The sequence below is a fragment of the Rhizorhabdus sp. GW822-FHT03C02 genome (genome assembly GCF_058801765.1).
Genome location: NZ_JBXANN010000001.1, coordinates 557,316 through 583,063 on the forward strand (window position 1 = coordinate 557,316; position 25,748 = coordinate 583,063).

Below are 25,748 nucleotides of genomic sequence, written 5' to 3' on the forward strand. Positions count from 1 at the left end.
TCATTTGACGAGGTGCAGGTCGACCAGTTCGGTCGCGACCGCGTCGAACGCCTCCTTGAGCGAGGCGGTGTCGGCGGTGCGATAGACATGGCCCGGTGCGCACTGCTCGAACATGCTCAGCGTGGTGCTGTCGACGTCGCTGCTCAGCGCGATGATATAGACCGACGGCGGATTGGCCTCGGCCTGGAGCGAGGCGCAGGTCTTGGCGAAGCGGCGCATCGACTGGGTCAGCAGATTGGCCTTGCTCGCCGAGATCGGCGCATCGTCATAATTGCCGTAGAAGGTCGAGGTGCGGTCGGTATAGCCGTTCTGGGTCGTCCCCAGCGCGGTCTCGCCGTCGGTCATGAACACCAGCGCGCGCTTGGGCTGCTCGTTGGTCGGGTTGGTGCGGGTGAAGACATCGTCGCGCACCAGCAGCCGATAGCCCCATAGCAGCCCGGCATGGTGCAGCGTGCCGTTCGCCGGGTAGATCGCGCCATTGTCGTTGTTGATGACGTCGTAATAGGCGCTCTTCGCCCGGCCATAGGCGACCGGCACCGCTTCTTCGGGGCATTGCCAGTTGGGCGAAGGGCGCAGCGTCTGGTTGGCGCTGCCGCTGTTGGTGCTGCCGCCGGCCGGATTGACGCTATATTCCTGCGCGGCTGCCCACTGCGCGAATTGCGGGATCCGCGCATAGTTGATCTTGAACGGGGTTCCGGTCCGCGTGGTGAAGTTCCACGGATTCGAGGTCGGATCGTAATAGCTGCCGTCGGTGCGGGTGATCACATCGTCCGACGCGTTGGCCGCCCCATTGTTGAGCCCGATATAATATTGGTAGAACCAGCGCCGATAAGGGTTGCTGGCATGGTTATTGTTATAGGCATCGTAGTTGAGCATGTTGTCGTAATAGGTCGCGTCGAGCTTGTAGAGGTTGAAGTTCGGCTCGACGTTGGTCGCGATCGTATAATAGTTGCTCGACGGGGTCGGCATCTGCGCGGTCGCGGTGGTGCCCGCCGCGGTCTTGGGAACCCACATCGGCGGGACGAAATAGGGTGTCACCGGCGGGTGCAGCCCTTCGCCCGGCAAGGTGCGGTCGATGTCCCAGGCGCCGGTCTCATGATAGCTCGCGGTCGCGTTGACGTCCTTGACGGTGTCGTCGGCGAGTACGCAGCCCTTCCATGCCAGATGGTTGGCCGGCCAGCTGCCGCCGCCATAGACGCTGGTATAGCTGTCGTTGAACCCATAGAGCTGGCGCACCGATGACGGTTTCCATGCGGTCAGCAGTTTTCCGACATTGGCGGTGATATCGTACATCACGAACCCCATGCCCAGGTCGCTGCGGGTGCTGCCGCCCTGATAGAGGATGTCGACGAAGCTCTTCGCCGCGTCCTTGAGCGCGGTCATCCGGGTCTTGACCACGCCATATTTGTCGGCGGGCAGGTTGGTCTTCATCGATCCGGTGTTGTCGAGCACCACCATGACCTCGAGCGGGCGCGGCTGGAGCTGTGCCTTGGCGACCGCGGTCACCGGCTGCGACAGGAAACCGAAGACCTTCATGAACGACATCGGGATCGTCGTCGTCGCGGTGACGGTGGTGACGTTGACCCCGTTCACCACCTGGAATTCGGGGTCGAGATCGACGGTCGCGCTGCCCATGAAGCCGGTCGGAAAATTGCCGTTGAAATAGGCCGCCGCCTGGCTCTCGCGCGAATTGGGTTCGGTGCCCGAGATCGAGAAGGCGCGCGCGCCGGCGAGTGCGGCGGCGTCGACCCCGGCCTGGAGCTGGGTCCTGACCATGTAGATGCGGCCGGCGTCGATCCCCGATCCGATCAGCCCGATCGACGGGATCAGTCCCGCCACCATCAGCCACATCGCCGATCCGCGCTGATCCCGCCGCAGCCGTGCGCAGCCGTCGCGCAGCCGCGCGCCGATCGATTGCAGGACGGTGGACAGCGACCGCGACATAGAAAACTCCTCGCCTGCCGCTTAACGGCGAAGGGTTAAGGATGGGTGGATCGCGCCGCAGAGAGGGGCGGCTCGCGCTTGTCTACCGGATAGATGTTCTTAGATTGTCTGGCCCTGCCGCCTCGCCTAGAGCAGGGCGATGACCGATCTTGCGATCCTCTACGAACATCCCGACTGGTTCCGCCCGCTGTTCGCCGAACTCGATCGGCGCGGCGTCGCTTATGCGCCGATCGCCGCCGACGGCCATAGCTTCGATCCCGCCGATCGCGGCGTGCCGGCGCCTTTGGTGTTCAACCGCATCGCGATGTCGAGCTTCCTGCGTGGCGACGAGCATCCGATCGACTATGCCGCCGCGCTGTTCGACCATTGGCGCCGGGGCGGCGCGCGCATCCTCAACGACACGCTGGCGATCGACGCCTCGAAGGCGCGGCAGATGTCGCTGGTCCACGGTCTGGGTCTCGCCACCCCGGCGACGCGGGTGGTGCACCGCGCCGCCGACGTGCCGGCGGCCGCCGAGGGGCTGCGCTTCCCGCTGGTGGTCAAGGCCAATCTCGGCGGATCGGGCGCCGGCATCGCCCGCTATGACGATCGCGAGGCGCTGGCCTATGCGGTGGCCGAGAATCTGCTCCCGCGCAGCATCGACCGGGTGCTTCTGGTCCAGGAATATGTGCCGGTGCGCGGTGGTGCGATCACCCGGGTCGAAACGCTCGCCGGGCGCTATCTCTATGCGATCGAGGTCGATGGCGGCGGCGGCTTCGACCTGTGTCCGGCCGATGCCTGCCTGGTTCAGCCCGGCAAGGCGGCGGTGACGATCCGCAAGGCCGATCCCGCGCCGGACCTGATCGCCGCGGTCGAGGCGATCGCGCAGGCCGCCGGGCTCGATGTCGGCGGCGTCGAATATATGATCGACGACCGCGACGGCACCGCGCGCTTCTACGACATCAACGGCCTGTCGAACTTCGTCGCCAACCCGCTCGACATGCTGGGCTTCGATCCACATGGGCAACTGGTCGACTGGCTGGTCGCGCAGATCGCGGGCGCCCGTGCCGTGGGATCACGGGCATGAGATATGGCTATTGGATGCCGGTGTTCGGCGGCTGGCTGCGCAACGTCGCCGACGAGGCGATGGAGGCGAGCTGGGATTATGCCCGTGACCTCGCGATCCGCGCCGAGCAGATCGGCTACGACCTGACCCTGATCGCCGAGCTCAACCTCAACGACATCAAGGGGGTCGATGCGCCCGCGCTCGATGCCTGGTCGACCGCCGCCGCGATCGCCGCGGTCACCAGGACCCAGGAACTGATGGTCGCGGTCCGGCCGAACTTCCATCAGCCGGCCTTGTTCGCCAAGGCCGCCGCCAATATCGACCGGATATCGGGCGGGCGGCTGTCGCTCAACGTCGTGTCGTCCTGGTGGGCCGACGAGGCCCGTCAATATGGGCTGACCTTCGACCAGCATGACGATCGCTATGCGCGCACCGCCGAGTGGATCGAGGTCGTCGAGGGGTTGTGGCGCGAGGAGCGGTTCAGCTTCGAAGGCAGTTTCTACCGCACCGCGGCCGCGATCTGCTCGCCAAAGCCGGCGACCAAGCCCTTGCTCTATGCTGGCGGCGAGAGCGACACCGCCAAGACGATGATCGCGCGCCAGTGCGATGCCTATGTCATGCATGGCGACCCGGTTTCGGCGATCGCTCCCAAGATCGCCGACATGCGCGCGCGCCGCGAGGCCGCGGGCCGACCGCCGCTCCGCTTCGGCATGGCGGCCTATGCGATCGTCCGCGACAGCGAGGCCGAGGCGCGGCGCGAGCTGGCGCGGATCACCGAGGTCCACGAACTGCCCGCGGGCTATGCCAATTTCGACCAGTGGCTGTCGGGCACCCAGCTCGAGCGCGAGTTCAAGATCCAGGAATATTCGGTGTCGAACCGCGGCCTGCGCCCCAATCTGGTCGGCACCCCCGAGCAGCTGCGCGAGCGAATCGCCGAATATGAGGCGGTGGGCCTCGACCTGCTGCTGCTCCAGATGAGCCCGCAGGCCGAAGAGATGGAGCGCTTCGCCGCCCAGGTGATCGCCGCATGATCGCGATCGAACATGTCGGCAAATCCTACAAGTCGGCCGACCGCGCCGCGCTCGAGGAGGTGAGCCTCACCATCGCCGCCGGCGAGATCTTCGGGATTATCGGCCGGTCGGGCGCGGGCAAGTCGACCCTGATCCGGCTGATCAACGGGCTCGAAAAGCCGAGCCGCGGCCGGGTCGTCGTCGACGGCGAGGATGTCGGCCAGGCATCGGCCGACCGGCTGCGCGCGCTGCGCCGGCGGATCGGCATGATCTTCCAGCAGTTCGGGCTGCTCGGGTCGCGGAGCGTCGCCGACAATATCGCCTTTCCGCTGCGCATCGCCGGGATCGGCCGCGCCGCGCGCGACGCCCGGGTCGCCGAACTGCTCGCGCTGGTCGGGCTGAGCGAGCATGGCCATAAATATCCCGCCCAGCTTTCGGGTGGTCAGAAACAGCGGGTCGGCATCGCCCGCGCGCTCGCCGGCGACGCGAAGATCTTGCTGTGCGACGAGGCGACCAGCGCGCTCGACCCAGAGACCACCCGCGACATCCTCGCGCTGATCGCCCGGCTCAACCGCGAGATCGGGCTGACGGTGGTGCTGATCACCCATGAGATGGATGTGGTGCGCCAGGTCTGCGACCGGGTCGCGGTGTTGCACCAGGGCCGGGTGGTCGAGACCGGGCCAGTCGCCGACATTTTCCTCGCTCCGAAGGCGGCCGAGACCCGGGCGATGCTCGCCGAAAGCTGGGACGGGCTCGAGGCGGCGCGGCTGGCGGGGTTCGACGGCCGGGTGGTCGAGATCGCCTGGACCGGTGCGACCGGCGAGCTGCCCTTCCTTACCGCGATCGGCCGCGCCACCGGCACCGACATCATCCTGCTCGACGGCTATGTCGGCTCGCTCAAGGCGGGTCGCTACGGCCAGTTCACGCTGGGGCTGACCGGCGGCGACGTCGATGGCGCGGTCGCCGAACTGACGCGGATGGGGCTGGTGAAGCCATGATCGATTTTTCGACGATCGACTGGAGCGATATCGGCGCGGCGACGCTCGACACGCTGGCGATGCTCGGCGGCTCGCTGCTGCTGACGATCCTGCTCGGCCTGCCGCTCGGCATCCTGCTGTTCCTGACCTCGCCCGGCCAGCTCTGGGCCAATCGCGCGGTCAGCGGGGTGTTGGCGCTGCTCGTCAACCTGTTGCGCTCGGTGCCATTCATCATCCTGCTGATCGTGATGATCCCGGTGACGGTGGCTTTGGTCGGCACCTCGCTCGGGGTGATCGGCGCGATTCCGCCGCTGGTGGTCGCCGCCGCGCCCTTCTTCGCGCGGCTGGTCGAGACCGCGTTGCGCGAGGTCAGCCGCGACACGATCGAGGCGGTGCAGGCGATGGGCGCGTCGAACCGCGACCTGATCCTGCGCGCGCTGATCCCCGAGGCATTGCCCGGGATCATCGCTGCGACCACGGTGACCGCGGTCGCGCTGGTCTCGTTCACCGCGATGGCCGGGGTGGTCGGGGCAGGGGGCCTGGGCGACCTCGCGATACGTTTCGGCTATCAGCGCTTCCAGACCGATGTCATGATCGTCACGGTCGTGTTGCTGCTGATCCTCGTACAGTTTCTCCAGATGGCGGGTGACCGCCTTGTCCTTCATTTTTCCCGACGTTGAGGTGAAGATGCGTTCGACCGGTCTGATCATCGCCGCGCTGCTCGTGCTCGGCGGCTGCCACAAGGCGGAGGAGCGCTCCGCCACCAGCCTGAGCGTCGCCGCGACCGCGGTGCCCCATGCCGAGATATTGGAGGAGGTGAAGCCGATCCTCGCCAAGCAGGGGGTCGACCTCGATATCCGGGTGTTCAACGACTATGTCCAGCCCGACGTCCAGGTCGCCGAGGGCAAGATCGACGTCAATTATTTCCAGACCAGCTCCTATCTCGACGAGTTCAACAAGGCGCGCGGGACCAAGCTGGTGACCCTCGCCGGAATCCATGTCGAGCCGCTCGGCGGCTATTCGCGCAAGTGGAAGACATTGGCGCAACTGCCGCAGGGGGCGACGATCGCGATCCCCAATGACGGCAGCACCAGCGGCCGCTCGCTGATCCTGCTCGAAAAGGCCGGGCTGATCCGGCTGGCGCCCGGTGCCGGGATCCTCGGCACGCCCAAGGACATCGTCTCCAACCCGCACGGTTATCAGTTCAAGCAGCTTGAGGCCGCCACCCTGCCGCGGGTCGTCGACCAGGTCGACATGGCGATGATCAACACCAACTATGCGCTCGAGGCGAAGCTCGACCCGGCCAAGGACGCGCTGGTGATCGAAGGCAAGGACAGCCCCTATGTCAATTATGTCGTCGGCCCCGAAAGCGCCGCGGCCGACCCCAAGGTCCAGAAACTGATCGCCGCGCTGCGCAGTCCCGAGACCAAGGCGTTCATCGAGACAAAATATAAGGGTGCGGTGATCCCGGCTTTTTGAGCGTAGCCGGGGGGAGGCGCTGTCATGGGCTTCACCGGATCGATCGAGGATCGCCTGCTGATCCGCGAACGCATGGACATCTACGCCGATGCGACCTTTCGCGGCGATGTCGACGCCTATCTCGGCTGCTGGACCAATGACGGGCTGCGGATCTGGGCAGGCACCGAGTGCCGCGGCAAGCCGGCGTTGCGCGCGCAATGGGAGGCGCTGTGGCGCCGGATCGAGCGGATGGCCTTCTTCGCCGAGCCGGGCGCGATCGCGGTCGACGGCGACCATGCGACCGCGCGCTGCTATTGCCGCGAGATCGTGAAGTTCACCGATGGGTCGATCCGCAAGTTTGTCGGCATCTATGACGACGAACTGGTGCGCGCCGATGGCACATGGCTGTTCGCCCGGCGCGACTATACACTATTCCTCGACGAAGGCGCATAATAGGCGATCTCGAAGATGCTGACGCATCCTCGATCGATTTGCTCAAGCGCCGCACGGGCTGATACCAGTGGTTCGGCCGTCAGTCGGGCAGGCCGAGCGCCTTCGCGATATCCCCCCATGCGACCAGTTTGAAATTCTGGGCGCCGGCGCCGTTCTGGCCGTCCTGCGCCACGAACAGCCCGCCCGGATAATCAGGACCGAAATCGCCCAGCACCAGGTCGATGCCGTCGGTCTCCTCGGTCGCGCCGACCTTGCCGGCGGCGACACGGAAGCGGCCGACATAGCGGTCGTCGGCGATGCCGTAGACGCTATAGGCATTGTCGCCCTGGCTCGACACCAGCACATAGCCGCCGCGCGCGCCGATCGGGGCGATCGCGACCCCCTCGGCATCGGCGACCAGCGTCTTGCCGTCGGCCGCGCCGACCTTCGTCGCGGTGACCGGGGCATCGGCGCGGGCGTCGAAGCGCCACAGGCCGACATCCTCCTCGGCGACATAGAGGCGTCCCGTCCGGCTGTCGGCGGCACAGCCTTCGGACTGGGTGGCGAGTTTCATCGTTCGCACGATCCTGCCGTTGGGGGTGGCGCCCGTAACGTCGAGCGCCACCTGGTTGATCGTGCCATCCTTGAGCACCGCAAAGGCATAGAGACCGGTCGCGTCGCGATAGAGGCAGATGCCATAAGCTTCGCCGCTTCCCGCACCGACCGTGCCGAGCGAGATCAGCCTGGCGGTTGTCGTATCGAGGCGGAACAGCGCGAGCTTGGCGTTGGCGACATCGTTGCGGTCGCTCGCGACCACCAGCAGGCCCGGCCGGCCAGCGATCGTCACATCGTCGACCAGGTCGACATTGTTGACGCGACCGGCATCGTGAAAATCGCGGATCCTGCCGTCGAGGCCATAGACATAGAGCCCGGCCTTCTTGTCGGTGCCGACGATCAGGCTCGCGGCGGGATCGGCGCGATTGCGCCAGATCGCGGGATCGTCGGCCGCATCGGCATTGGCGGTGCCGACCGGCTCGGTCTGTCCGCGCGCGGTCAGGGCGACGGCGGCAGCGGAGGCGGCGATGCGTTGCTCGGCGGTCGACTCGCGCGCCGCGCAACCCGGCAGCGTCAGGAGCGCCGCCGAAATGGTCAGCGACACTGCGGTCGCGCGGATGATCGTCATGTGATTCCCCCTGTTGTGGCGCTGCCTTTGGGGTGAACCGATGACAGTTATGTGACGGTTCGGGATGTAACCTTATTGTAAGTTTGGAGTCATCTAACATTCGCGCACGGTCGATACTCGCCCCGGATCGCCGCGATAAGCGGCAGAAAAAGGGGAAAATCGATATGACCAGTCCATCCGCGCGGCGGAATGCCGTGGCGCGTGCCGTCGGCGCGTTGCTTGCGACGACCGCGATGGCGGCCGCCAGTGCGCAGGCCCAGCAACTCGCGCCCGCCGATGCCGGAGCCGACGACGGCGAGATCGTCGTTTCGGGGACCCGCCCGATCGCCGAGTCCGAGGCTGCCGCACTTCAGATCCAGCGCAACTCGGATTCGTTGGTCGCGGTCGCCGCGTCGGATGCGGTCGGTCGTCTGCCCGATCAGAACATCGCCCAGGCCACCAGCCGGCTGCCGGGCGTCAGCGTCGAGCGCGACCAGGGGCAGGCACGCTACATCAACCTGCGCGGCGCGCCCAAGACCTGGACCACCCTGTCGTTCGACGGCATCAACGTGGTGAGCCCCGAAGGCCGCGATGCCCGCTTCGATTCGATTCCGTCGGCGATTGCCGGCCAGATCCTGGTGTCGAAGGCGGTGACCCCCGACATGCCGGGCGAGACCGTTGCCGGCAACGTCAACGTCATCACCCGCTCGGCGTTCGACTACAAAGGCTTCCATATCGCCGGCAAGGGCGGCCTGGGCTTCGCCGAACTCGGCGACCGCAAGGAATATGAGGGCAACCTCATCGTCGCCGACCGCTTCAAGGCGGGCGAGGGTGAGATCGGCGTGCTGCTGTCGGGCAGCTATTACGAACGCAACATGGTCACCGACAATTTCGAGACCGACTATGAACCGGTGATTCCGCAGGACGCCCGCCCCGGCAACGCCACCCGCTTCTGGGCGCATGAGGCCGAAAACAAGCTCTATCGGCTGACCCGCAAGAACTGGTCGGTCTCCGGCCGGCTCGACTGGAAGCCCGACGACGACAACACGATCTCGCTGCGCTCGATCTACACCATCTTCACCGACGACGAGGCGCGCGACAATTATCGCTTCGACCTCGACGATCGTCAGAATGATCAGGTCGCCAACAGCGCCGCCTGCACGATCGCGCCCAATCCGACGCCGACCAATTCGGGCTATGCCGATGTCTGCATCGGCAATACGCCGCAAAAGGGGACGGTCTACGGCATCGACATCCGCCAGCGCTCGACCTTGCGCGCCTTCCGCCAGTCGGTCTTCACCAACACGCTGGCCGGCGATCACAGCTTCGGCGACGGCGCCTGGAAATTGTCGTGGGTGGGCAACTATACCGAATCGAAGGACGACCGCTCGGTGGTCGGCGAGGCGACCTGGGACAGCCCGTCGACCCGCAACCTGCGCCCGACCGTCACCTATGACTTCTCCGATCCGAACCGGTCGAGCCTGACCCTGTTCCGCACGCTCCAGCTCGCCAGCCCGACCCGTTTCCAGGCCGGCGATGCGGTCACCGCGGTCGACAGCTTCACCAAGCCGCTGTCGTCCTTCACCGTGCTCGATGCCGTCGACACCACCAAGGCCTATACCGGCAAGCTGGTGCTGGCCCACAAGGCCGAGATGCTGGGCGGCGAAGCCACCTTCAAGGTCGGGTTGCAGTTCGACCAGCGCACCAAGATCGCCGACGAGAAGAATATCGTCCTGAATACCGCGGCGCAGTTTGCGGCGGTCGGGCTCCCGAGCGATTATAACGCATTCTCGACCGACCAGAAGTTTCTCGGAAAAATTCCGCTGGGGTACAGCTTCCGTTATTTCGACATCGCCAAAATGCGCGCGGCCTCAGATGCCGCCAAGGCGAACTTCGCCTTCGCGTCCATCCCGGGCAATAATTATGATGTGCGTGAACAGGTCTTTGCCGGTTTCGCGATGGGTACGCTGCGTTACGACTGGGGCTCGGTGATCGGCGGCGTGCGTGTCGAACATCTCAAGAACCGAGGCACTGCGGTAGTGAATGCGGGCACCTCGTTGGCGGCACCGGTCACCGCCAAGGCCGAACAGACGCTCGCCTTTCCCAGCCTGCACATCAACTATAATCTCGACGACACCAAGAAGCTACGACTGTCGTTCAACAGCGGCGCGGCGCGCGCGGATTATGACCAGCTTCGCCCGAATTTTCTGGTCAGCGATCTTGGCGAAGGCACCATCTCCGGCGGCAATCCCCAGGTGAAGCCCGAACGTGCGTATGGCCTCGACGGCTATTTCGAATGGTATATGCGCCCGCAGGGCTATCTGATGGTTGGCGTCTTCTACAAGAAGGTGAAGGACGTGCTGTACAACCAGTCGCGCACCTTCAATTCCGATGCGCTCAATTATGGCGGGGTCGATCGCTCGACCTATATCTTCACCGGTATCACCAATGGCGGCGACGGCCGCGTCTTCGGTATGGAGGCGGCGGCCCAGCTGCAGCTCGAGCCCTGGACCGAAAATCTCGGCCTGCCCGAATTCATGGGTGGCTTCGGCATCTCGGCGAACCTGACGCTCAACGACAGCAAGGTCACCAAGCCGCTGTCGGGCGCCATCCCGGCGCGCAAGGTCCGGCTCCCCGGAACCTCGGACTATGTTTATAATATCGGTGCCTATTACGAGAAATATGGCCTGTCGCTGCGCCTGCAATATCAGAACCGCAGCAAGTGGCTCGACACCATCGCCGATACGCTTGTGGATGCCGGCGATACCTATTGGGACTCGGACGACGAACTCGATTTCTCGGCGCGCTATGCGATCACCCGGAATATCGAGGTCTATTTCGATGCGTCGAACCTGCTCAACCATCCGGGCCGCCGCTTCTCCGACCCCTCCGGCCTGCTGACCGCGACCGGTACCCCGACCAAGAGCATCACCAGCCAGACGATCGAATGGGAGCGCTTCGGCCGCCGCTATTCGGGTGGTTTCCGCTTCAACTTCTGATCCTCGCGCACGATGCGCCCCGAACGGGGCGTATCGTGGCGCAGCCAAATCCCCCGGACGGGCGCCGCATCGCGGTCGCCCGTCCTTTTTGTTTGCCCGTCACCTCCGTGAAGGGTGGGGTGGGCTCAGAGGATGAAGTCGGTGGCGTCGACCGTGGCGACGCCGACGAGCCTGATCGCGAAATCGGCCAGGCCGTTGCCGTCGATGTCGCCGCTGACCAGCAGATCGGTCCCGCTCGTCTCGAAGCGGAGTTCGCCGGCATGACCGGTGAAGGCGCTCGCCCCGATAAAGCCGAACTGGCCGTCGAACAGCGCGCCGAGGTCGATCCTGTCCTTCTGCGCATGGCTGAAATCGGTGATGATGTCGGCCTGGCCGAACGCGCTGTCGCCGGCGACGGCGAAGACGAAACGGTCGCCGCTGGCGCCGCCGGTCAGCGTGTCGATACCGGCCCCGCCGACCAATATGTCGATGCCGTTGCCGCCGAGCAGCAGATCGTTGCCATCGCCGCCCGAGAGCGTGTCGTTGCCGGCGCCGCCCGACAGGGTGTTGGCAAGCTGGTCGCCCGACAGCAGGTCGGCAAAGGCCGAGCCGGTGAGATTCTCGAAGCCGGTGACGCTGTCGGTGCCGGCGGCGCCGGTGGCCTGGGCGCCGGATAGCGCGAGCGAGACGGTGACGCCTGCGGTCGCATCCTCATAGGACAGGGTGTCGATCCCCGCGCCGCCGTCGAGCAGGTCGTCGCCCAATCCGCCAAGCACGATATCGTCGCCGCCGGCCGCGCTCAACTGATCGTCGCCCGCGCCGCCCTCGATCCGGTTCGCGCCATTGTCGCCGGCGAGTATGTCGGCAAAGGCCGAGCCGATCAGATTCTCGAAGCCGATCGTGATATCGAAGCCGGCCGAGCCGGTGTTCTGCCCGAAGACATATGGCAGCGACAGGGTGATCCCACCCGACGCGTCGGCATAGCTCAGCGTATCGATGCCTTCGCCGCCATAGAGATTGTCGTCGCCCAGGCCGCCGCTGATGAAGTCGTCGCCAGCCCCGCCGACGATGCTGTTGTTGCCGGCGTCGCCGGTCAGCACGTCCTTATAGTTGGACCCGGTCAGGTTCTCGATCCCCGACAACATGTCATTGCCGCCACCGCCGGTGTTCTGGACGGTGGTGATCGACAGATCGACCTTCACCGCCGCAGTGGCGTCCTCATAGCTGGCGGTGTCGATGCCGGCACCGCCATCGAGGATGTCGCTGCCCGCGCCGCCGACGAGCAAGTCGTTGCCGTCGCCGGCATGGATCGTGTCGTTGCCGTCGCGGCCGTAAAAACGCTCGTCGGCGGCGCTGCCGTTGACGATGTCGCCGAATGCCGATCCTTCGATCCCCTCGATGGCGATGAGTTGGTCCTTGCCGACCCCTTGGACGACCTGCAGGCTGGTGGTGCCGAGAGTGACCCGGATCCCCTGGGTGGCGGTGGCATAGGAGGCGATGTCGATACCGTCGCCGCCGTCGAGGACATTGTTGCCGAGCCCGCCGGCGAGGATGTCGTTACCCCAGCCGCCCGCCAGGAGATTGTCGCCATCGTCGCCGGTCAGCCGGTCGTCGAAGAAGGACCCGATCAGCCGCTCGAAGCCCGACAGCGTGTCGTTGCCGCTACCGCCGGTGTTCTGGAGCGCGGTCGAGGCGAGCGACACGGTGACGCCGAGGCCGGCATCCTCATAGCTGACCGTGTCGATGCCGAGCCCGCCGATCAGGCTGTCGCTGCCCGCGCCGCCGACCAGATAGTCGTCGCCATCGCCGCCATCGAGATTGTCGTTGCCGGCGCCGCCCTTGAGGATGTTGGCGGCGGCGTCGCCGGTCAGCGTGTCGCCGAAGTTCGTGCCGATCAGATTTTCGATCCCGGCCAGCGTGTCGACCCCGCCACCTCCCGTGTTCTGCGCGGCCGCAAGCAGCAGTGACACCCGCACCCCGTTGGTGGCATCGGCATAGGAGGCGGTGTCGTTGCCGTCGCCGCCGATCAGCACGTCATTGCCCGCGCCGCCGGCGATCAGATCGTCGCCGTCGCCACCATCGATGACATTGGCACCGGCATCGCCGGTCAGCCTGTCGGCAAAGGCCGATCCGGTGAGATTCTCGAATCCCGAGACCGTGTCGGTGCCGGCACCGCCGGTTATCTGGGCCGTCGCGATCGCGAGCGATATGGTAATGCCCGCGGCTTCATCGGCATAGGACAGCGTGTCGATTCCGGTGCCGCCATCGAGAATGTCGTTACCGCCACCGCCGAGGATGACGTCGTCGCCACCGGCGCCGTTCAACCGGTCGTTGCCGTTCCGGCCTTCGATCCGGTTCGCGCCGCCGTCGCCGGTCAGCATGTCGGCGAAGCTCGATCCGATCAGATTCTCGAAGCCGGTCAGCCGGTCGCTGCCGGCCGAAACGGTGTTCTGCGATCCGGTCAGCGCCAGCGAGACGGTGACTCCCGCCGACGTGCCGGCATAGCTGACCGTGTCGATGCCGGCACCGCCGTCGAGCAGGTCGTCGCCGAGCCCGCCGACGACGATGTCGTTGCCCGCACCGCCCTTGATGTCATTGTCGCCGGCATCGCCGGTCAGACGGTCGTCGAAGCCCGATCCGACGAGTTTCTCGATCCCCGACAGCGTGTCATTGCCGCCTCCGCCGGTGATCTGGACCGTCGTCACCGCCAGCGACACCGTGACGCCCGCGGTCGCATCCTCATAGCTCGCGGCGTCGATCCCGCTGCCGCCGATCAGCTTGTCGCTGCCCGTGCCACCGATCAGCAGATCGTCGCCGGCACCGCCGTCGAGATTGTCGTTGCCGGCACCGCCCCTGAGAATATTGGCATTGCCGTCACCGGTCAGCGTGTCGCCGAAGCCCGAACCGATCAGATTTTCGAAGCCCGACAATGTGTCCGTGCCGCCGCCGACCGTGGCCTGCGACTGGTCGACCGCGAGCGAGAGCTTCACCCCGCTGATCGCATCGGCATAGGAAGCGGTGTCGTTGCCGTCGCCGCCGACCAGATGGTCGTTGCCGGCCCCGCCGATGATCAAGTCGTCGCCGTCGCCGCCATCGATGACATTGTTGCCGGCATCGCCGCTCAACATGTCGTTGAACGCCGAGCCGGTGAGGTTTTCGATGCCCGATAGCGTGTCGTTGCCACCGCCGCCGGTGATCTGCATCGTCGCGATCGCGAGCGACACGGTTACCCCCGCGGTCGCATCCTCGTAGCTGACGGTGTCGAGGCCGAGCTCGCCGTTGAGCTTGTCGCTGCCCGTGCCGCCGATGAGCGTGTCGTCGCCCTCACCGCCGAAGAGATTGTCGTTGCCGGCGCCGCCGTTCAGGACATTGTTGTATTCGTCACCGGTCAGCGTGTCGCCGAAGCCCGAACCGATCAGATTCTCGAAGCCCGACAGGGTGTCGGTACCGCCGCCGACCGTGGCCTGCGACCGGTCGACCGCGAGCGAGAGCTTCACCCCGCTGACCGCATCGGCATAAGAGGCGGTGTCGTTGCCGTCGCCGCCGATCAGCAGGTCGTCGCCCGCCCCGCCGATGATCAGGTCGTCACCCGTGCCGCCGTCGATGACGTTCGCCCCGGCGTCGCCGCTGAGTATGTCGGCGAACGCCGAGCCGGCGAGATTCTCGATCGTCGACAGCGTGTCGTTGCCGCCGCCACCGGTGGCCTGGACGGTGGTGACCGCCAGCGACACGGTGACCCCCGCGGTCGCATCCTCATAGCTGGCGGTGTCGATCCCACTGCCGCCGACCAGCTTGTCGCTGCCGGCGCCGCCGACCAGCAGGTCGTTTCCGTCGCCGCCGGCGAGATTGTCGTTGCCGTCGCCGCCCTTGAGGATGTTGGCGCCGGCGTCGCCGGTCAGCGTGTCGCCGAACCCCGAACCGATCAGATTCTCGAAGCCGGACAGCGTGTCGGTGTCGCCGCCGCCAGTCGCCTGCGCGCCGGCGATCGTCAGCGAGATCTTCACGCCGCTGACCGCATCGGCATAGGAGGCGGTGTCGTTGCCGGTTCCGCCGGTCAGCAGGTCGTCGCCCGCCCCGCCGAGGATCAGATCGTCGCCTGCGCCGCCGTCGATGACGTTCGTCCCGTCATCGCCGCTGAGCATGTCGTTGAACGCCGAGCCGGTGAGATTCTCGATCTCCGACAGCGTGTCGCTGCCGCCACCGGTATCCTGCGCCGCGGTCAGCGCCAGCGACACCGACACCCCGGCGGTCGCATCCGCATAGGAGGCGGTGTCGATCCCGGCGCCGCCGATCAGCGTGTTGCTGCCCGCGCCGCCGAGCAATAGATCGTTGCCGTCGCCACCGTCGAGATTATCGTTGCCGGCGCCGCTCTTGAGGATGTTGTCGCCGGCATCGCCGGTCAGCGTGTCGCCGAAGTCCGACCCGGTCAGATTCTCGAAGCCCAGGATCGTGTCGATCCCCGCGCCGAGCGTGTTCTGGGCCTTCGTGATACCCAGCGACACTTTTACCCCGCCGGTGGCTGCGGCATAGCTCAGCGTGTCGATCCCCGCGCCGCCGTCGATCCGGTTGTCGCCGCCGTCGCCGGACAAGATGTCGGCAAAGCGCGATCCGATCAGATTTTCAAAGCCGGTCAGTTTGGCGTCTTGGGGCGCGGGCGTGTTCTGCCACGTCAACGCCAGCGAGATGGTGACGCCCACATATGCGCTGGCAAAGCTGACCGTGTCGATGCCGGCGCCGCCATCGAGTATGTCGTGGCCCATCCCGGCGATGATGATGTCGTTACCCTCGCCGCCGAAGATCTCATTATAGTTGTCGTCACCGGTCAGCGTGTCGTCGAAGCCCGATCCGACCAGAAACTCGATCCCGTCCAGCAGATCATTACCGGCCCCGCGGGTATTCTGTACCGTGACCAGGTCCAGCGATACGGTGACCCCGGCCGTCGCCTCGGCATAGCTGGCGGTATCGAAGCCGCCCCCGCCGACCAGCTTGTCGCTGCCTGCGCCGCCCATCAGCACGTCGTTACCGTCGCCGCCGTCGAGAGTGTCGTTTCCTGCACCGCCGCGCAGGATGTTGGCATTGGCGTTGCCGGTCAGCGTGTCGCCGAAGTCCGACCCGATCAGATTCTCGAAGCCCGACAGCGTATCGGTACCGCCGCCGATGGTGGCCTGCGGGGTGGCCACTGCCAGCGAAAGCCTCACGCCGCTGACCGCATCGGCATAAGAGGCGGTATCGTTGCCGTCGCCGCCGATCAGCATGTCGTTGCCGGCGCCGCCGATGATCAGATCGTCGCCCGCGCCGCCGTCGAGCACGTCGTTGCCGGCTCCGCCGGCGAGGATATTGTCCCCGGCGTCACCGCTCAGCAAGTCGCCGAAGGCCGAACCGGTGACGTTCTCGATCGAGATCAGCGCGTCCCAGCCGGCGCCGCCCGTATATTGCGGCTCGGTCAGCGCGAGCGACAGGGTGATGCCGCCGACGGCATCGACATAGCTCACCGTGTCGAGACCGCCGCCGCCGTCCAGGACGTCGTCGCCCGCCGTACTTATCAATATGTCGTTGCCGGCGGTTCCATTGATCGTGCCCATGATCTCGCTCCCGCCATTCTGTCCGGGAGAGCATCTATTGAGAGCAGCCTGTCGGCAAGCGAGATTTGGCGGATTACTGCCCATTATGGACCAATCGCCAAATTGTCACATATCAGTAGCCCGACAAATTCAGACCTGTCGCTCGCCCGTCACCTTCGATGTTCCGAACAGGCCCATCTTCACCTTGCCGCTGATCGTGTCGCCGTCGATCGCCAGATCATATTTGAGGGTGATCGACATCGGCTTGGTAACCTTCATGTCCCATTTCAACCGGTTTCCGTCGACGCTGCCCTCGAAGTCCTGGGTGCCCTGGTCGCTTTCGAGCTGGCCGATCAGCCGGGCGCCGTCGGTCTCGAACACGCCGACCATCGGCTGCGGGCCCATCGGGGTGGCGAGGATCATCTTCCAGCGGCCGTCGATGCCGCTGCCCTGCGGCGCTTCGGCGGCGGCCTCGTCGAGCGCGGCGATGGTGCCGCCCGGCAGGATCGTCGCGCCCGGCGGCACGTCGGCGATGTCGCCATCCGTCGGCGCTTCATCTTCGATGGTGCGCGAACCCGGCGCGAAGCGGCTCGGGTGTTTCGGCGCCTGCGGCTTGCCGTCGATGACGGCGAGCAGTTTCGCCGGGGTCAGCGGCAGATCGACCGGTACCTCGCCGAACGGCGACAGCGCATCGGCGATCGCGTTGACCAGCGTCGGCGGGCCGATGATCGCCCCGCCTTCGCCGACCCCGCGGAAGCCGCCGACCGACTTGGACGGGGTCGAGGCATGGACATATTCGAAGTCGGGAACGTCGAAGATCGTCGGCAGCATATAATCCTTGAAGGTCACCGCCTGCGGATTGCCGCGTGCGTCATAGCTCGCATCCTCGAGCAATACGGTGCCGATCGCCTGGGCGAGGCCGCCGGCGATCTGGCCCTCGACCACCGCCGGGTTGATGATCACCCCGCAATCCTCGCTCGACACCCAGCGTTGGATCTTGACGAAGCCGGTTTCGGCATCGACCTCGACGATGCAGGCATGTGCGGCGCTGGTGAAGGTCATCGGTGGCGGATCATAGCGATATTGTGCTTCCAGCCCGGTCTCGACCCCGGGCGGCAGCCGCGACGGCTCGCCATAGGCGATCTCGGCGATCTCGCGCAGACTCCGGGTCATTTCCTCGGCGCCGGCGACGCGCACCGTCCCGCCCTCGACGCTGATATCGTCGGGATTGGCGTTGAGCAGATGCGCGGCGACCCGCTTGACCTTCTCCGACAGCAGCGCCGCCGCCTTCATCGACGCGCCGCCGCCGATCACGCCCTGGCGGCTGCCGGCGGCACCCGGGCTGAAGCCGCCGCGTGAGCTGTCGCCCTCGAACACGGTGACGTCCTCGTAGCGCACGCCCAGCCCCTCGGCGATGATCTGCGCCATGGTGGTCGCGGTGCCATGGCCCTGCGAATGGGTGCTGAGCATCGCGGTCACCTTGCCGGTCGGCTCGATCCGAAGCTGGGCGAGCTCGCCGGTCATCACCCCGATACTGCCCGCCGATCCGGTCGGCTCGACATAGGCGGCGAAGCCGATGCCGAGATAGCGGCCCTCGGCGCGCGCCGCGGCCTGCTCGGTGCGGAAGGCGGCGACATCGACGAAGGCCAGCAATTTCTCGAGGCAGTCCGCGGGGGTGATGTCCTCGAGCGGGATGCCGAGCCCGGTGACCATCGGCTGGTCGGCGCTGGTCACCAGGTTGCGGCGCCTGATCTCGATCGGGTCGATCCCGATCTGCCGCGCGGCGATGTCGAGGACGGTCTCGCGCGCCAGCGTCTCCATCGCCCAGGGCCCGCGATAGGCGGCAAGCCCGAGCGTGTTGCTGTACCAGCCGCGGCTGACGAAGCTGAAGGCTGGCATCTTGTACGCCGCCCACAGGAACATGTGCACCGCGATATTGGCATCGGCGCCCTGCGGATAGGCGCCGTTGTTGAGGCTGTAGTCGGCGTGCGACGCCAGCAGCCGGCCATCGGCGTCGAACGCCATGCGCAGCCGCATCTCCTGCTCGCGCGCCTGGTTGGCACCGGTCAGATTTTCGAGCCGGTCCTCGATCCATTTGACCGGCCGTCGCAGCAGCATCGCGGCGACGATCGCCGCCATTTCCTCGCGCCAGGGATGGTTCTTGAGCCCGAACGATCCGCCGACATCCTTGGCGATCACCCTGATGCTCATGTCGGGCATGCCGAGCGCGAGTGTCAGATAGCGCGCCACCATGTGCGGGCTCTGGCAGGTGATATGGACCAGCAATTCCTGGTCGCCCTGCATCGACGCGACCACCCCGCGGGTCTCCATCGGCGATTGCGAGATGCGCTGATGGACGATCGTCCGCTCGATCAGATGCGGCGCGCCGTTGAGCAAGGCTTCGAGCGCCTCGTCGCCATCCTCGTCGCCCATCGCCGCGGCGACATTGTCGTCGGTGCCGGGGTGGACCGGCGGCCCGTGACGGGCATCGGCGATCGTGACGACGGCGTCCTCCTCGTCATAATCGATGACGACGAGGCTGGCGGCGTCCTCGGCGAGATAGCGATCCTCGGCGACGATCATCACCACCGGATCGCCGACATAGGCGACCCGGTCGGTGGCGAGCGGGGTGGTGGTCACCTCCATCGGGCCGAGGAAGAAGCTCAGCATAGTCACGTCGAACCGGGTGAGATCGGCCGCGGTCAGCACCGCATGGACCCCCGGCATGTCGCGCGCGACCGACAGGTCGATCGATCGGATGCGCCCGCGGGCGATCGGGCTGCGCGCGAAGGCGACATGGAGCATGCCGGGCAGCACGACATCGTCGACGAAGGTGCCGCGCCCGGTCAGCAGCCGGCCGTCCTCCTTGCGCGGCATGCGCTCGCCGATGAAGCGCGCCGCGCCCGAGCCCTTGCCCAGGGTTTCGGGCGCGTTCATGCCTCTTCTCCGGCGGTTTCGCTGGTAAGCTGGCGGATCGCACGGCGGATGCCCTGATAGCCGGTGCAGCGGCAGATATGTCCCGACATCGCCTTGGTGAGCGTCTCGGCATCGGGTCGGGCGCGGCCTTCGGTCAGCGCGGTTAGCGTCATCGCAACGCCGGGCGTGCAGAAGCCGCACTGCAGGCCATGGCAATCACGTAAGGCTTGCTGCACCGGGTTGAAGCTGCCGTCGGGCGCGGCAAGCCCTTCGATCGTGCGGATCGTGCTGCCGTCGGTCTGCACCGCGAGCATCAGGCAGGATCGCACCGCACGCCCGTCGACGATCACCGTGCAGGCGCCGCACACGCCATGTTCGCAGCCGACATGGACCCCGGTGTAACCGGCGTCGCCGCGCAGATAATCGGCGAGGGTCAGCCGGCTCTCGACCGTCGCGCGGTGGCGGCTGCCGTTGATCTCGACCTCGATCTTATGTTCGCTCATGCCGCCTGCCTCACGCCCAGGGCGTCGCTCAAAGTCCGCGCGAAGATGCGCCTGCCCACCGTCCGCCGATAATCGGCGGTGGCATGATGATCGTCGAACGGCGCGGTGTCGGCGACCGCGAGTTCGGCGATCCGGTCGACGTCGAGCCCGGCGATCGGCTGGCCGACCAGCGCCGCCTCGGCCTGGCGCGCCTTGATCGGGGTCGGGCCCATCCCGAACCAGGCGATCCCGGCGCGGGCGACCTTGCCGCCTGCGACGGTCAGCGCACCGACCAGCCCGACCAGCGCGAAGTCGCCCGGCCGCATCGCCACCTCGCGGAACAGCGGCACCGTGTCGGCGGGCCATGCCGGATAGTCGATCGCAACGACGAGCTCGTCGGGCTCGATCGCGGTCGCATAGGGGCCGAAATAATAATCCTGCGCCGCGACCCGGCGGGTGCCGCGCACCGATTGCAGTTCGATCGTCGCGCCGAGCGCGACCGCGGTCGCCGGCATCTCGGCAGCGGGTTCGCCGAGCGCGACCGATCCGCCGATCGTGCCGCGGTTGCGGGTCTGGTGGTGGCCGACATGGCTGAGCGCGGTGACGAAGATCGGCAGCGCCTCGCCGAGCAGCGGATCGGCGAGCGCGTCGTTCTGGCGGGTGACGGGGCCGATCCGGATGCCGGCGGCGGTGCGCGTCACGCCGCGCAGCGCGTCGATCCGGTTGAGGTCGATCAGGATGAAGGGCTGGCTCATCCGCAGCGCGAGCAGCGGCATCAGCGTCTGGCCGCCGGCGAGCAGGGTGGCGCCGCCACCGGCCTCGGCAAGCAACGCACACGCCTCGTCGATCGTCGTCGGCGCGACATAGTCGAACGGCGCCGCCTTCATCGTTTCGCGCCTTCGGCGAGCCGCGCGAGCAGATCGGCATCGAGTATGAGAGTAGGCGCGGCCGCGCGCCGGCCATATTCGAATCCGGCCGCTGCGACGATCACCACCAGCAGCCCGATCGAGAGACCCGCATAGTCCGATCCGCCGCCGCCCTGGCCGCGGCCGAGCAGGAAGCCGGCGAGGACCGCGACCACCACGGCGAGGATCCACGCCATCGGCAGGCCGCGCGAGGCAGGGGCGGGGGACGACACGCCGATCGTCGGCGTCGCCCCGGTGGGCGTCGTCGCCGCCGGCTTGGCACCCGGTGTGCTCGTCCCGGTCACCACCGCGCCGAACCTGTCGAAGAATTTGGCGGCGAGCTGCTTGGCGGTCGCATCGATGATCGGGCCGCCGAGCTGGGCCAGCCGCCCGCCGACCTGGGCGTCGACCTCATAGGACAGCAGCGTGCCGCCGGCATCGTCGCTCAGCTTCACCGTCGCGCCGCCCTTGGCCGATCCGACCGTGCCGCCCTGGCCCTCGCCGCTGATCGTGTAGCCATTGGGGGCATCGACGTCGGAGAAGCTCACCACCCCGGCGAAGCGCGCGCCGATCGGGCCGATCTTGATCTCGACCGTCGCCCGCAGCCGACCATCGGCCTCCTTTTCGAGCGACTGGCAGCCGGGAATCGACTGGCGCAGCACCTCGGGATCGTTGAGCGCGTCCCATACCTTCCGGCGCGGCGCGGCGATCCGCTGTTCCCCTGTCATTCTCACGGTGCGAGCCTCCCCCTGCCGATGCCGTCTTTGCTCCAGCGATATGATATAGGATGGATCATGGGCAAGCCCCGATCGGACCGCCCCGGCGATTGTCGCCGGGATCTGACGCCCGCGATCGAGCCGATCAGCCCCGATAGCGCAGCGCGTCGACGATCAGGGTGAAGGCCGCCGATGGCTGGCGCCGGCTCGGATAATAGAGATGATAGCCCGCAAAGGGCGGGCACCAGTCCTCGAGAACACGGATCAGACGGCCCTCCGCCAGCATCGGCGCGACATAGTCCTCCAATGTGCTGGCGAGGCCAAGCCCGCTCTCGGCAGCGCGCACGACCATCGCCGCGTCGTTGAACGTCAATTGCCCTTCGACCCGCACCCGCAGTTCGCGGCCATTCTGCTCGAGCTCCCAGGCGTAGAGCCCGCCGAAGCTGCGCAGCCGCAGGTTGATGCAGTCGTGATCGGCGAGATCCTGCGGGGTCAGCGGTCGGGGATGGCGTTCGAAATAGGCGGGCGATCCGACCACCGCCATGCGCAGTTCGGGGCTGATCCGCACCGCGATCATGTCCTTGGCGACCTGCTCGCCCAGCCGGATGCCGGCGTCGAAACGCTCGGCGACGATGTCGGTCAGCCCGCTGTCGATGCTGACCTCGACCTTGATGTCGGGATAGTCGGGCAGCAGCCTTTCGAGCGCCGGCCACAACAGGCTCTCGGCGGCGTGGCGCGAGGTGGTAATCCGGATCGTGCCCGCCGGCTTCTCGCGCAGCTCGCCGATCGACGCCAGTTGCGCGCCGATATCGTCGAGCGCCGGGCGCAGCGTGCCGAGCAGCCGTTCGCCGGCCTCGGTCGGGGCGACGCTACGGGTGGTGCGGGTGAGCAGCCGCACCCCGAGCCGCGCCTCGAGCCGGCGGATCGTATGGCTGAGCGCCGATTGCGAGGTGCCAAGCTTGGCCGCGGCGCGGGTGAAGCTCTGCTCCTCGGCTACGGTCAGGAAGGCGTTCAGGTCGACCAGTTCCTCGCGGCGCATCGATCATCCCCACGATTGAGCGCAACGCGCCAATAGGCGTGCGACGACGGATATATTCATGAATGACAATCATAGGTCCATGCCACTGGCGCTGTCTAATCCCATGAGCATGCATCGGTTATGACGGATGGCTTCCGATCCTTCTGCCCCCGTTGGGCCGCAACAAGGGAAAGACGATGCGATTGTTCGCCAGGATGCTCGGGCTGATGTCGGTCGCGACGGTGGCCGAGGCGCAACTGCCCGAACTGCGCAAGCCCTCGGTCGCGCCCGCCGATATGCACGCGGTCGCGCCGGCGCTCGCCCGCTATACCGACGATGTGCTGTTCGGCGACAATTGGGAGCGGCCGGGTCTCACCAAGCGCGACCGCAGCCTCGTCACGCTCGCCGCGCTGGTCGCCGGCGGCCGGGCCGCGCAATTGCCGGGCCATCTCGGTCGCGCGCTCGACAATGGCGTCAAGCCCGACGAAATCTCCGGCCTCGTCACCCATCTCGCCTTCTACAGCGATTGGCCGAATGCCGTGTCCGCGACCGGTGTCGTGCGCGAGGTCTTCGCCGGCCGCCATATCGACCTCGCCCCGGCCGATGCGGCTGCCCTGCTGCCGATCGATGCGGCGAGCGACGCGAAGCGCAGGGCGGTCGTCGATGCCACGATTGCGCCCTTTGCCCCCGCACTCGCACGCTACACCGATGATGTGCTGTTCGCCGATCTATGGCGACGTCCCGATCTGGTGCCGCGAGACCGTAGCCTGGTGACGATCGCCGCATTGATCGCCATTGGCGACAGCGAACAATTGCCGTTCCACATCGGGCGCGGTCTCGACAATGGCCTGACCCAGGAAGAAATTGCCGAGGCGATCACCCATCTGGCGTTCTATGTTGGCTGGCCGCGGGCGATGGCGGCGGTCCAGGTCAGCCGCAAGCTCATTGCCGAACGCGGACAGGCTGCCGTGGGGCCGGCCGGAAAATCCGGAGCGGTCGGCATGTTCCGTCGCGGCACCGGGCCATCGCGGGCCGGCCCGCCCGAGAATTTCACCGGCAAGGTGCGTGTCGAAACGCCGTTTGCCGGCACCGCTCCCGCGCGGGTCGGCGGAGCGACCGTGACCTTCGACCCGGGCGCTCGTACTGCCTGGCACAGCCATCCGCTCGGTCAGACGCTGGTGGTGACCGCCGGCGTCGGCCGGGTCCAGACCGAAGGCAGCCCGGTCGAGGAGATCCGGACCGGCGATGTCGTCTTCATCCCACCCGGCGTCAAACATTGGCATGGCGCCAGCCCGAAGGCGGCAATGACCCATGTCGCGATCGCGGAGGCGCAGGATGGTGCCTCGGTCATGTGGATGGAGCAGGTCGGTGATGCGGATTATGCCCGTGAACCCACAATTGCGCGGTAGCCGCCCGCGTCATTCATGAATGACATTCATAGGGCCATGCCATCTGCGGATTGTAACCGTCCGGGCGGCCGAACGTTGATCTCGCGCAAAATACGCAATGTCCGGGCCGCTCGGTCCGATCCGAAGGAGCGACCATCATGACGCGCGCCACCGAACTCGAGATGTCGCGGCGAGGACTGCTCGCCGTCGGCGCAGCGGGGGTCGCCATCGCTGCGGTCCCGCCGGTCGAGGCGCAGACGCCCCATCCCGGCGCTATGCCTATGACCGCGACGGTGGCGCTTACCGTCAATGGCACCAGGCGGACGCTCGAGGTCGATACACGGACGACCCTGCTCGATGCATTGCGCGAGCATCTGCGCCTGACGGGTACCAAGAAGGGCTGCGATCATGGTCAATGCGGCGCCTGTACGGTGATCGTCGAGGGCAGGCGCATCAACAGTTGCCTGACCTTGGCGGTGATGCATCAGGGCGATGCGATCACCACGATCGAGGGACTGGGCAAGCCGGGCGATCTCCATCCGATGCAGGCGGCCTTCATCAAGCATGACGGCTTTCAGTGCGGCTATTGCACCCCCGGCCAGATCTGCTCGGCGGTTGCGGTGCTCGACGAGATCAGGGCCGGCATTCCGAGCCACGCGAGCGAAAGCCTGATCGAGAGGCCGCGTGCGACCAATGTCGAGATGCGCGAGCGGATGAGCGGCAATATCTGCCGCTGCGGCGCCTATTCCAACATTGCCGAGGCGATGGCCGAGGTCGCGGCCGAAAGCATGGGGACTCGCGCATGAAACCCTTCACCTATGAGCGGCCGTCGACGCCGGCCGAGGCCGCCGCCAGCGCGCTGCGGATGCCGGGGGCGAAATTCATCGCCGGCGGCACCAACCTGCTCGACCTGATGAAGCTGCAGATCGAAACGCCAGCGCATCTGATCGACGTGGGCGGGCTTGGCTTCGACCGGATCGAGAAAAGCGACGATGGCGGGCTGCGCATCGGTGCGCTGGTTCGCAACACCGATCTCGCGGCCGACGGCCGGGTGCGGCGCGACTATGGTCTGTTGTCGCGCGCGCTGCTCGCTGGGGCTTCGGGTCAGTTGCGCAACAAGGCGACGACCGCGGGGAATCTGCTCCAGCGCACCCGCTGTCCCTATTTCTACGACACCAACCAGGCCTGCAACAAGCGCAAGCCCGGCAGCGGCTGTGCGGCGATCGGCGGCGTCAGCCGGCAATTGGCCGTGATCGGGGTCAGCGATGCCTGCATCGCCACCCATCCGAGCGACATGGCGGTGGCGATGCGCGCGCTCGACGCGGTGGTCGAGACGATCGCCGCCGACGGCACCAACCGTGCGATCCCGATCGCGGACTTTCACCGCCTGCCAGGCGACACCCCCCATATCGAGACCGCGCTGGCGCCCGGCGAACTGATCAGCGCGGTTACCCTGCCCAGGCCGGTCGGCGGTACCCACATCTACCGCAAGGTGCGCGATCGGGCGTCCTATGCCTTCGCTTTGGTCTCGGTCGGCGCGATCGTCCGGCGCGACGGCTCCGGCCGCGTCGCGGTCGGGGGCATCGCCCACAAACCGTGGCGGGTCGAAGCGGCCGAGGCGGCGATGCCGCGCGGCGCCAAGGCGGTCGCCGCCGGGTTGCTGGCCGGGGCAAAGCCGACCCGCGACAATGGATTCAAACTGACGCTGGTCGAGCGCACGCTCGGCGCGGCGATGGCCGAAGCGAGGGGCTGAACG

The 25,748-nt window shown here is 66.8% G+C and carries 18 protein-coding genes; 10 read left to right on the top strand and 8 right to left on the bottom strand.

Annotated features, from left to right (window positions below; translation table 11 throughout):
- A complete protein-coding gene (locus tag AC1RM6_RS02535) occupies positions 1 to 1,944 on the bottom strand; it encodes a TadE/TadG family type IV pilus assembly protein (RefSeq protein WP_493098019.1) in 1,944 nt (647 codons plus the stop codon).
- A gap of 139 nt (positions 1,945 to 2,083) precedes the next feature.
- Here AC1RM6_RS02535 and AC1RM6_RS02540 point away from each other — a divergent pair, with 139 nt between their 5' ends.
- From AC1RM6_RS02540 to AC1RM6_RS02565, 6 genes are read left to right on the top strand one after another with little or no spacing between them, the layout of a single operon-like run.
- Positions 2,084 to 3,010: an ATP-grasp domain-containing protein gene (locus tag AC1RM6_RS02540; protein WP_493098020.1), complete on the top strand. Its 927-nt coding sequence runs from the start codon at positions 2,084 to 2,086 to the stop codon at positions 3,008 to 3,010.
- The gene (locus tag AC1RM6_RS02545; protein ID WP_493098021.1) at positions 3,007 to 4,020 is read left to right on the top strand and encodes an LLM class flavin-dependent oxidoreductase; all 1,014 of its coding nucleotides are present in this window, start codon (positions 3,007 to 3,009) and stop codon (positions 4,018 to 4,020) included. Before AC1RM6_RS02540 ends, AC1RM6_RS02545 begins: the two co-directional genes overlap by 4 nt.
- The gene (locus AC1RM6_RS02550; protein ID WP_493098022.1) at positions 4,017 to 4,997 is read left to right on the top strand and encodes a methionine ABC transporter ATP-binding protein; all 981 of its coding nucleotides are present in this window, start codon (positions 4,017 to 4,019) and stop codon (positions 4,995 to 4,997) included. The genes AC1RM6_RS02545 and AC1RM6_RS02550 overlap by 4 nt, the downstream gene beginning before the upstream one ends.
- On the top strand, positions 4,994 to 5,656 hold the full coding sequence (locus tag AC1RM6_RS02555; RefSeq protein ID WP_493098023.1) for a methionine ABC transporter permease: 663 nt from the start codon (positions 4,994 to 4,996) through the stop codon (positions 5,654 to 5,656). Before AC1RM6_RS02550 ends, AC1RM6_RS02555 begins: the two co-directional genes overlap by 4 nt.
- 7 nt (positions 5,657 to 5,663) lie before the next feature.
- Positions 5,664 to 6,455: a MetQ/NlpA family ABC transporter substrate-binding protein gene (locus AC1RM6_RS02560; RefSeq protein ID WP_493098024.1), complete on the top strand. Its 792-nt coding sequence runs from the start codon at positions 5,664 to 5,666 to the stop codon at positions 6,453 to 6,455.
- Between the two features lie 24 nt (positions 6,456 to 6,479).
- Complete coding sequence (locus AC1RM6_RS02565; RefSeq protein ID WP_493098025.1) at positions 6,480 to 6,887, top strand: YybH family protein; 408 nt, start codon at positions 6,480 to 6,482, stop codon at positions 6,885 to 6,887.
- 79 nt (positions 6,888 to 6,966) lie between these two features.
- Here the strand turns inward: AC1RM6_RS02565 and AC1RM6_RS02570 are convergent, their stop codons facing one another.
- Positions 6,967 to 8,049, bottom strand: a complete 1,083-nt coding sequence (locus tag AC1RM6_RS02570; RefSeq protein WP_493098026.1) for a phytase — start codon at positions 8,047 to 8,049, stop codon at positions 6,967 to 6,969.
- Between the two features lie 164 nt (positions 8,050 to 8,213).
- Here AC1RM6_RS02570 and AC1RM6_RS02575 point away from each other — a divergent pair, with 164 nt between their 5' ends.
- Complete coding sequence (locus AC1RM6_RS02575) at positions 8,214 to 11,027, top strand: TonB-dependent receptor (protein ID WP_493098027.1); 2,814 nt, start codon at positions 8,214 to 8,216, stop codon at positions 11,025 to 11,027.
- Positions 11,028 to 11,152: 125 nt separating this feature from the next.
- Here the strand turns inward: AC1RM6_RS02575 and AC1RM6_RS02580 are convergent, their stop codons facing one another.
- The 6 genes from AC1RM6_RS02580 to AC1RM6_RS02605 form a co-directional block, all read right to left on the bottom strand.
- The gene (locus AC1RM6_RS02580; protein ID WP_493098028.1) at positions 11,153 to 16,588 is read right to left on the bottom strand and encodes a hypothetical protein; all 5,436 of its coding nucleotides are present in this window, start codon (positions 16,586 to 16,588) and stop codon (positions 11,153 to 11,155) included.
- 129 nt (positions 16,589 to 16,717) lie between these two features.
- On the bottom strand, positions 16,718 to 19,504 hold the full coding sequence (locus AC1RM6_RS02585; RefSeq protein WP_493098029.1) for a xanthine dehydrogenase family protein molybdopterin-binding subunit: 2,787 nt from the start codon (positions 19,502 to 19,504) through the stop codon (positions 16,718 to 16,720).
- Entirely contained in the window at positions 19,501 to 19,986 is a 486-nt protein-coding gene (locus AC1RM6_RS02590) for a (2Fe-2S)-binding protein (RefSeq protein WP_493098030.1), read from the bottom strand. Before AC1RM6_RS02590 ends, AC1RM6_RS02585 begins: the two co-directional genes overlap by 4 nt.
- Positions 19,983 to 20,852, bottom strand: coding sequence for an FAD binding domain-containing protein (locus AC1RM6_RS02595; protein WP_493098031.1), 870 nt, complete (start codon positions 20,850 to 20,852; stop codon positions 19,983 to 19,985). The genes AC1RM6_RS02590 and AC1RM6_RS02595 overlap by 4 nt, the downstream gene beginning before the upstream one ends.
- Positions 20,849 to 21,598, bottom strand: a complete 750-nt coding sequence (locus AC1RM6_RS02600; RefSeq protein ID WP_493099510.1) for an SRPBCC family protein — start codon at positions 21,596 to 21,598, stop codon at positions 20,849 to 20,851. The genes AC1RM6_RS02595 and AC1RM6_RS02600 overlap by 4 nt, the downstream gene beginning before the upstream one ends.
- A 133-nt stretch (positions 21,599 to 21,731) precedes the next feature.
- Positions 21,732 to 22,625, bottom strand: coding sequence for a LysR family transcriptional regulator (locus AC1RM6_RS02605; RefSeq protein ID WP_493098032.1), 894 nt, complete (start codon positions 22,623 to 22,625; stop codon positions 21,732 to 21,734).
- A 176-nt stretch (positions 22,626 to 22,801) separates the two neighbouring features.
- Here AC1RM6_RS02605 and AC1RM6_RS02610 point away from each other — a divergent pair, with 176 nt between their 5' ends.
- The 3 genes from AC1RM6_RS02610 to AC1RM6_RS02620 all read left to right on the top strand — a co-directional run bounded on the left by AC1RM6_RS02610 (position 22,802) and on the right by AC1RM6_RS02620 (position 25,745).
- Positions 22,802 to 24,013 (top strand): (R)-mandelonitrile lyase, encoded by a 1,212-nt coding sequence (locus AC1RM6_RS02610; protein WP_493098033.1) that lies wholly within the window; start codon positions 22,802 to 22,804, stop codon positions 24,011 to 24,013.
- A gap of 137 nt (positions 24,014 to 24,150) precedes the next feature.
- On the top strand, positions 24,151 to 24,798 hold the full coding sequence (paoA, locus tag AC1RM6_RS02615; protein WP_493098034.1) for an aldehyde dehydrogenase iron-sulfur subunit PaoA: 648 nt from the start codon (positions 24,151 to 24,153) through the stop codon (positions 24,796 to 24,798).
- Positions 24,795 to 25,745, top strand: a complete 951-nt coding sequence (locus tag AC1RM6_RS02620; protein WP_493098035.1) for an FAD binding domain-containing protein — start codon at positions 24,795 to 24,797, stop codon at positions 25,743 to 25,745. The genes paoA and AC1RM6_RS02620 overlap by 4 nt, the downstream gene beginning before the upstream one ends.
- Positions 25,746 to 25,748: the final 3 nt, after the last annotated feature.